We start from the raw sequence: 6,869 nt of genomic DNA, 5'->3' as shown, positions 1-6,869 counted from the left end.
AGACCTTCGCGCAGGCGGCCCTCTTCGGGGACCGCTGCGGCGACGTCGTGCTGCAGGATCCCCTCCCGTCCCGTCCCGTCCCGTGTGACGTCGGAGCCGACATGGGAAGATGGCCTGCGCAAACTTCACAACGAGAGGTAACCCTGGTGAACGACACCTCCCACGAGTCCGAGTCGGACCGCCCGTCGTCGGGCGGCGACCGTGGTGGACGCCGCGACCGCGACGGTCGACAGGGCCCTTCCCGCGACGCGCGGGGTGCCGGCCGCAGCTCGTCCGGCGGCTCGACCTCGGGGGACGGCGACCGTCGTCGCGGCGTCGGGGACGCCGCTCGCCGCGGCTCGGGTGACGACCGTGGGCGCCAGGACGGCGGCTACCGGGGTCGCCCCGATGGTGCTCGCGGGCGCTCCGAGGGCGGTCGTCCTGACCGTGACGGTGCCCCGGGCCGTGACCGTCGTGCCGGCGACCGGACGGACCGAGACCGTCGCGAGGGCGATCGTCGGGACGGAGCACGCCGTGACGGTGGTCGCCCGGACGAGCGTCGTCCGTGGAGCTCGCGCGGTGAGGGCACGGGCCCGTCCCGCCGCGAGTACGGCGCAGGGCGGGACGACCGTCCCGGCCGTCGTGACGACCGGTCACCGGCGAGTGACGGGCGCGGCACCTCCGGGGCGCGTGGCTCCGGGTACCAGCGGACGACGCGTCCGGGGGAGGGCGAGCGCGGTCGGTACGACCGCGCGTCGGCCGACCGTCGCCGGGACGGGTCGGGTCCTCGTGACGACCGTCGCCGGGACGGCTCCGGTCCCCGTGACGAGCGCCGGGGCGGGGATCGCCGCGGGCACGCCCCGCGTGCAGGGGCGGGCCGTGAGCGGGACGGCCTCGACCGTCGCCCGGAGCCACGCCACCCTGCCGGGCCGGCGATCCCTGACGAGGTGCAGATCTCTCAGCTCGACCGCGCTGCCCGAGGGCGGCTGCGGACGCTGAGCAAGGAGACGGCCGAGGTCGTCGGGCGTCACCTCGTCATGGCGGGACGCCTCATCGACTCCGACCCGGAGCTCGCGTACGAGCACGCGCAGGCTGCCGTGCGCCGCGCGGGGCGGGTCGACGTGGCGCGCGAGGCGGCCGGCCTGACCGCGTACGCGACCGGCCGGTACGCCGAGGCGCTCCGTGAGCTGCGCACGGTGCGACGCCTCAACGGGTCGTCCGAGCACCTGCCGATCATGGCGGACTGCGAGCGCGGGCTCGGCCGGCCGGAGCGCGCGCTCGCCCTCGCGGCGTCGGAGGAGGCCGCGACCCTCGACGACGTCGGGCGTACCGAGCTCGCGATCGTCGTGAGCGGCGCGCGCGTCGACCTCGGCGAGCTGGACGCGGCTCTCGCCGCGCTCGAGCAGGTCCCCGCGGTCGGGACCCGGGGTGAGCTCGGTGCGCGCGTCCTCCAGGCGCGCGCCTCGGTGCTCGAGCTCGCGGGCCGGACCGAGGAGGCTGCGGAGATCCTCGGAGGAATCGACGCGAGCCTCCTCGCCGCGGTGCTCGGCGAGGAGGACGACGTGGTGGTCTACGACCTCACGGACGAGATCGACGAGATCGACGAGGCGGACGAGCCGGGCGGGCGGGAGGCCGACGCGGCGGGGCCGACAGCCGTCGACGGGCCGACCGAGGGCCAGGAGACGGACCCGACGCCCGACGAGCCCGGCCGGTCCGAGGACGGCCCGGCGGCGGACGCCTCGGCGGGTGCGGCCTCGTCGGACGAGGACGACCGGTGAGCGCTGGGCTCCTCGGGAGCGACGTCGCGCTGGCCGACCGGTACGACCTCGCGCTCGTCGACCTCGACGGGGTCGCCTACCGCGGGCACGAGCCGATCGAGCACGCGGCGGAAGGCTTGACGACCGCGCGCGCCCGCGGTCTGCGTCTCGTGTTCGTCACGAACAACGCGTCGCGTGAGCCCGGGTCGGTGGCCGAGCAGCTCACGGGCCTCGACATCCCCACCTCGGCGGACGAGGTCATGACGGCCGCGCAGGCGGCGGCCGCGCTGCTGCGGACCCGCCTGGAGCCGGGCGCGCGCGTCCTCGTCGTCGGCGGGGCCGGTCTCGTGACGGCCGTCCACGACGCGGGCTTCGTCCTCGTGGAGTCCGCGGACGAGGAGCCCGACGCCGTGGCGCAGGGTTTCGCGCCCGAGCTGGGCTGGGCCCAGCTCGCCGAGGCCGCCTACGCCGTCCAGCGGGGCGCGTGGCACGTCGCGAGCAACCTCGACCTGTCGCTGCCGACCGCGCGCGGCTTCGCGCCCGGCAACGGGTCTCTGGTCGGTGCGGTGCGCGCCGCGACGGGCGTGGAGCCCGACAGCGCGGGCAAGCCGTCGCCGACCATGTACCGGCTCGCGATCGAGCGCGCCGGGTCCCAGGCGCCGCTCGTCGTCGGGGACCGGCTCGACACCGACCTCGCCGGGGCCCGCGCCGGCGGCTATCCCGGCCTGCACGTCCTCACGGGGGTGAGCACGGCGCGGGACACGATCCTCGCCGAGCCGCACCTGCGCCCGCACTACGTGGGGGCGGACCTGCGCAGCCTCCTCGAGCCGCACCCGGAGCCCGTGCCCTCCGAGGACGGGTGGTGGTCCTGTGGCGACAGCGCGGCGCGGGTCGACGACGGCGCGCTGCGCCTGGACGTCCGGGGCACCGCGACGGTCGACACGGTCCGGGTGGCCGCGGCGGCGGCGTGGGCCTCTGCCGACGACGGGCGGCCCGTCGACCCGTCGACCGTCCCGGACCTGCCCGTCGGCACGCACTGACCGCACGCTCGTCGCCGGGCGCGACGCGCCGCCCTGCCGAGGCCGACGGTCGCGCCCGTCCGTGGGACGCAACCGGTAGCGTGGTCCGGGATGCCCGGACACGGCCGGGCGACGACCGCGCAGCCCAGCAGACAGGAGGCAGGACATGACGGACGGTCCGCTGCGTCCGGTTCCCGGCCCGCCTCCGGGCGGACGGCCGGGACCGTCGGCCGACGTCGGAGGTGCCGCGACGCCGGTCCCGACCGGCAGCCCGCTCGACGTCGCGCTCGGGCGCCTGGACGGGCTGGAAGATCTCGCGACCGCCGATCACGTGGGCGTGCTGGAGGCCGTCCACGACGCGCTGGTCGCAGAGCTCGCCCGCACGGAGGACTGAGCGTGGGTGAGCGCACCGGTGCCCGCCTCGACGGCGAGCTCGTCCGGCGCGGCCTCGCGCGGTCGCGCAGGCAGGCCGCAGACCTCGTGGCCGCGGGACGGGTGACCCGGGAGGGGACCGTCCTGACGAAGCCCTCGACCGCCGTCGGCCCGGAGGACCTGCTCGAGGTGACGCCCGACCCCGAGGACCCGGGCTACGTCTCGCGCGCCGCGTTCAAGCTCGCCGGCGTCCTCGACGCGCTCGACGCGCTCGGCCCTACCGGTGCGCCGCCCCGCCCGCCGGTCGTCGACGGCGCGCGCTGCCTCGACCTCGGGGCGTCGACCGGAGGCTTCACGGACCTCCTGCTGCGTCGGGGCGCGCGCGAGGTCGTGGCGGTCGACGTCGGGCACGACCAGCTCGTGCCCGACCTGCGTGCCGACCCGCGGGTCGTGGTGCACGAGGGCCTCAACGTGCGCGACCTCGCGCCCGAGCACGTCGGCCCGGTGCCCGACCTCGTCGTCGGCGACCTCTCGTTCATCTCGCTCGCGATGGTGCTGCCGGCCGTCGTGGGGGTCGTCGGACCCGGGACGGATCTCCTCCTGCTCGTGAAGCCTCAGTTCGAGGTCGGGCGGGAGCGGCTCGGGAGCGGCGGGGTCGTGCGTGACCCCGCGCTCCACGTCGAGGTCGTCGCGGCGGTCGCACGGCACGCGGCGGTCGTCGGGCTGCGCCCGCTCGCCGTCGTGCCGAGCCCGCTGCCCGGGCCGAGCGGGAACCGCGAGTACTTCTGGTGGCTGCGGGCCGGGGATCCCGGCCGCGCCGACGGCGCCGCCCTCGAGGACTCGGCGCTGGAGGACGCCGCCGCCGCGGCGGTGGCGTGGCAGCCGGCGTCCGGCGAGGGCCTGCCCCCCGTGGTGCTGGTCTCCCCGACCTCGTCCGCCGGGGCGGGGGCGCAGCCCGACGCCGCGACGTCCGAACGACCCTTGACTGGAGGAGCAGCGTGACGCGACGCGTGCTGATCGTGACCCACGGCGGCCGCCCCGAGGCGGTCGTCGCGCTGCACGAGGCGGTGACCGAGCTCGAGCGCGCGGGGTTCACCGTGACGCTGCACGACGACGACCTCGCGGAGAGGTTCGGCGACCACATGGCGCGCACCCGTGCGCGCGAGGGCGTCGCGGAGTCCGAGGTCGTCATGGTCCTCGGCGGCGACGGCACGATCCTGCGTGCCGCCGAGCTCACGCACGGGACCGGGGTGCCGCTGCTCGGCGTCAACCTCGGGCACGTGGGGTTCCTCGCCGAGAGCGAGCGCGAGGACCTGCGTGCCGCCGTGGGGCGGCTCGCGGCGTACGACTACACGGTCGAGGAGCGCACGATCGTCGAGGTACGCGCCTACCTGCCCGGCGAGCCGGAGCCGCTCGTGGGGTGGGCGCTCAACGAGGCGACGGTCGAGAAGGCGCAGCGCGAGCGCATGATCGAGGTCGTGCTGGGGGTCGACGGCCGCCCGCTGTCGTCGTTCGGGTGCGACGGCGTCGTGACGGCGACCGCGACCGGCTCGACGGCGCACGCGTTCTCGGCGGGCGGGCCGGTGATGTGGCCGGACGTCGACGCGGTGCTCGTCGTCCCGCTCGCTGCCCACGCGCTCTTCGCTCGCCCGCTCGTCGTGGGCCCGCGCTCGACGATCACGGTCGACGTGCTCGCCGACTCGGCGTCGTCGGGCGTGCTCACGTGCGACGGGCGTCGGCGCATCGACCTGCCCAACGGGTCGCGCGTCGAGGTCCGGCGTTCCGACACGCCGCTGCGCCTGGCGCGGCTCAGCACGGCGCCGTTCACCGACCGGCTGGTGTCCAAGTTCTCGCTCCCCGTGGTCGGGTGGCGCGAGCGCGCGGCGAGCGTGGCCGCGACGGCGGGCACGACGGCGGAGCGCACCGCGGCGGCGGAGGCGAGCAGGGCGCCGGAGGACCAGGACGTCACGGACGAGGAGGAGTGAGCGTGCTCGAGGAGATCGCGATCGAGAACCTCGGCGTCATCCGGTCGGCCCGTGTCCCGGTCGGGGCGGGACTGACCGTGATCACGGGCGAGACGGGCGCGGGCAAGACCATGGTGCTCACCGGGCTCGGGCTGCTCATGGGCGGCAAGGCGGACCCGGCGACGGTGCGCCCGGGCGCCTCGAGCGCCGTCGTCGAGGGGCGCGTGCGCGTCACCGACCGGCCGGCGGTCGCGCAGCGGGTCGACGACGCGGGTGGCCAGGTGGACGACGACGGCACGGTCGTCATCCTGCGCACGGTCGCCGCGGAGGGCCGCTCGCGCGCGCACCTCGGCGGCCGCAGCGTCCCGCAGGGTGTGCTCGCGGAGATCGCCGACGACCTCGTGACGGTCCACGGGCAGTCCGACCAGCTCCGGCTGCGGACCGCGAGCCGGCAGCGCGCCGCGCTCGACGCGTTCGCCGGCCCTGCGCACGCGGAGCTGCTGGCGCAGTACCGCGACGCGTGGGCCGAGCGGTCGGCGCTCCAGGCGGAGATCGACGACATCGAGACGCGGGCGGGCGAGCGGGCCCGCGAGGCGGAGCTGCTGCGCCTCGGGCTCGCGGAGGTCGAGCGGGTCGCCCCGCAGCCGGGCGAGGACGTCGAGCTGACGGCCCTGGTGGCGCGCCTGGGGAACGTCGAGGAGCTGCGGGTCGCGGCCCAGCTCGCGCACGACGCCGTCGCCGGGGACGAGGCTGCCGAGCCGCAGGAGAACGCGGTCGTCTCGGTCGACCGGGCTCGCCGCGCGCTCGAGTCGGTGGCCGGGACGGACCCGCAGCTCGCGCGCCTCGCCGAGCGGCTCGCGGAGGTGGGCTACGTGCTCGCCGACGTCGCCACGGAGATCTCGGGCTACGTCGAGGACCTCGCGGCCGACCCTGCCGGGCTCGAGAGCGCGCACGCGCGCCTCGCCGAGCTCGGCACGCTGACGCGCAGCTACGGCGAGACGGTCGACGACGTGCTCGCCTGGGCGAGCGACGCCGGGCTGCGGCTCCTCGACCTGGACGACGGCGGCGAGCGGCTCCACGCGTCGATCGCGCGCCGCGACGAGCTCGATGCCGAGCTGGACCGCCTCGGGACGGCGATCACGGCCTCGCGCGAGCGCGCCGCCGCCGAGCTCGCGACCGCGGTGACCGACGAGCTGCGCGGGCTGGCCATGGGCGGCGCGAGCCTCGTGGTGGACGTCGAGCGGGCCGAGGAGCCCGGCCCGTGGGGCGTCGACGTCGTGACCTTCTCGCTCGTCGCGCACGCGGGTGCGCCGGCCCGGCCGCTCGGCAAGGGCGCGTCGGGTGGTGAGCTCTCGCGCGTCATGCTCGCGATCGAGGTCGCGCTCGCGACGGCCGCCGTGGACGGGACCGGCCAGGTGCTCCCGACGTTCGTCTTCGACGAGGTCGACGCCGGGGTCGGTGGCAAGGCGGCTGTCGAGGTCGGGCGCCGGCTCGCGTCGCTCGCGCGGCGCACCCAGGTCGTCGTCGTCACCCATCTCGCGCAGGTCGCGGCGTTCGCCGACGTCCAGCTCGTGGTGACGAAGTCGTCCGGCGCCGGCCCGGGGGACGGGCCCGACGCCGCCGCCGACGTCGCGGCGGTCACGGTCACGGGTGTGCGCGAGGTCACGGGCGACGAGCGCGTCCGCGAGCTCGCGCGGATGCTCTCCGGCCAGGAGGACTCGGACGCGGCCCGCCGCCACGCGGTGGAGCTTCTGGAGTCCTCGGTCGTGGGACGATAG

6 protein-coding genes are annotated in these 6,869 nt (G+C 76.8%); all 6 read left to right on the top strand.

Going from position 1 to position 6,869, the window contains the following annotated elements; genetic code table 11:
* The first annotated feature begins 926 nt into the window (after nucleotides 1-926).
* The 6 genes from CCE02nite_RS15620 (at nucleotide 927) to recN (ending at nucleotide 6,869) form a co-directional block, all read left to right on the top strand.
* Nucleotides 927-1,757 (top strand): tetratricopeptide repeat protein, encoded by an 831-nt coding sequence (locus CCE02nite_RS15620; RefSeq protein ID WP_174774923.1) that lies wholly within the window; start codon nucleotides 927-929, stop codon nucleotides 1,755-1,757.
* Nucleotides 1,754-2,776: an HAD-IIA family hydrolase gene (locus tag CCE02nite_RS15615; RefSeq protein WP_141390562.1), complete on the top strand. Its 1,023-nt coding sequence runs from the start codon at nucleotides 1,754-1,756 to the stop codon at nucleotides 2,774-2,776. Before CCE02nite_RS15620 ends, CCE02nite_RS15615 begins: the two co-directional genes overlap by 4 nt.
* Before the next feature lie 145 nt (nucleotides 2,777-2,921).
* Nucleotides 2,922-3,149: a hypothetical protein gene (locus CCE02nite_RS15610; protein ID WP_141390561.1), complete on the top strand. Its 228-nt coding sequence runs from the start codon at nucleotides 2,922-2,924 to the stop codon at nucleotides 3,147-3,149.
* 2 nt (nucleotides 3,150-3,151) lie between these two features.
* Complete coding sequence (locus tag CCE02nite_RS15605) at nucleotides 3,152-4,129, top strand: TlyA family RNA methyltransferase (RefSeq protein WP_141390560.1); 978 nt, start codon at nucleotides 3,152-3,154, stop codon at nucleotides 4,127-4,129.
* Nucleotides 4,126-5,112, top strand: a complete 987-nt coding sequence (locus CCE02nite_RS15600; RefSeq protein ID WP_141390559.1) for an NAD kinase — start codon at nucleotides 4,126-4,128, stop codon at nucleotides 5,110-5,112. Before CCE02nite_RS15605 ends, CCE02nite_RS15600 begins: the two co-directional genes overlap by 4 nt.
* A 2-nt stretch (nucleotides 5,113-5,114) precedes the next feature.
* Nucleotides 5,115-6,869 carry a DNA repair protein RecN gene (gene recN, locus CCE02nite_RS15595; protein ID WP_141390558.1) on the top strand — a complete coding sequence of 585 codons (1,755 nt, stop codon included), beginning with the start codon at nucleotides 5,115-5,117 and terminating at the stop codon, nucleotides 6,867-6,869.

This window comes from Cellulosimicrobium cellulans, from assembly GCF_006539945.1.
In the GTDB taxonomy this organism is placed as follows: domain Bacteria; phylum Actinomycetota; class Actinomycetes; order Actinomycetales; family Cellulomonadaceae; genus Cellulosimicrobium; species Cellulosimicrobium cellulans.
This window is presented reverse-complemented; position numbering and strand designations above follow the sequence as displayed.

Excerpts from the sequence above, each read along its gene's own strand:
- CCE02nite_RS15610 (WP_141390561.1), top strand. The coding sequence starts at position 2,922 with ATGACGGACGGTCCGCTGCGTCCGGTTCCCGGCCCGCCTCCGGGCGGA.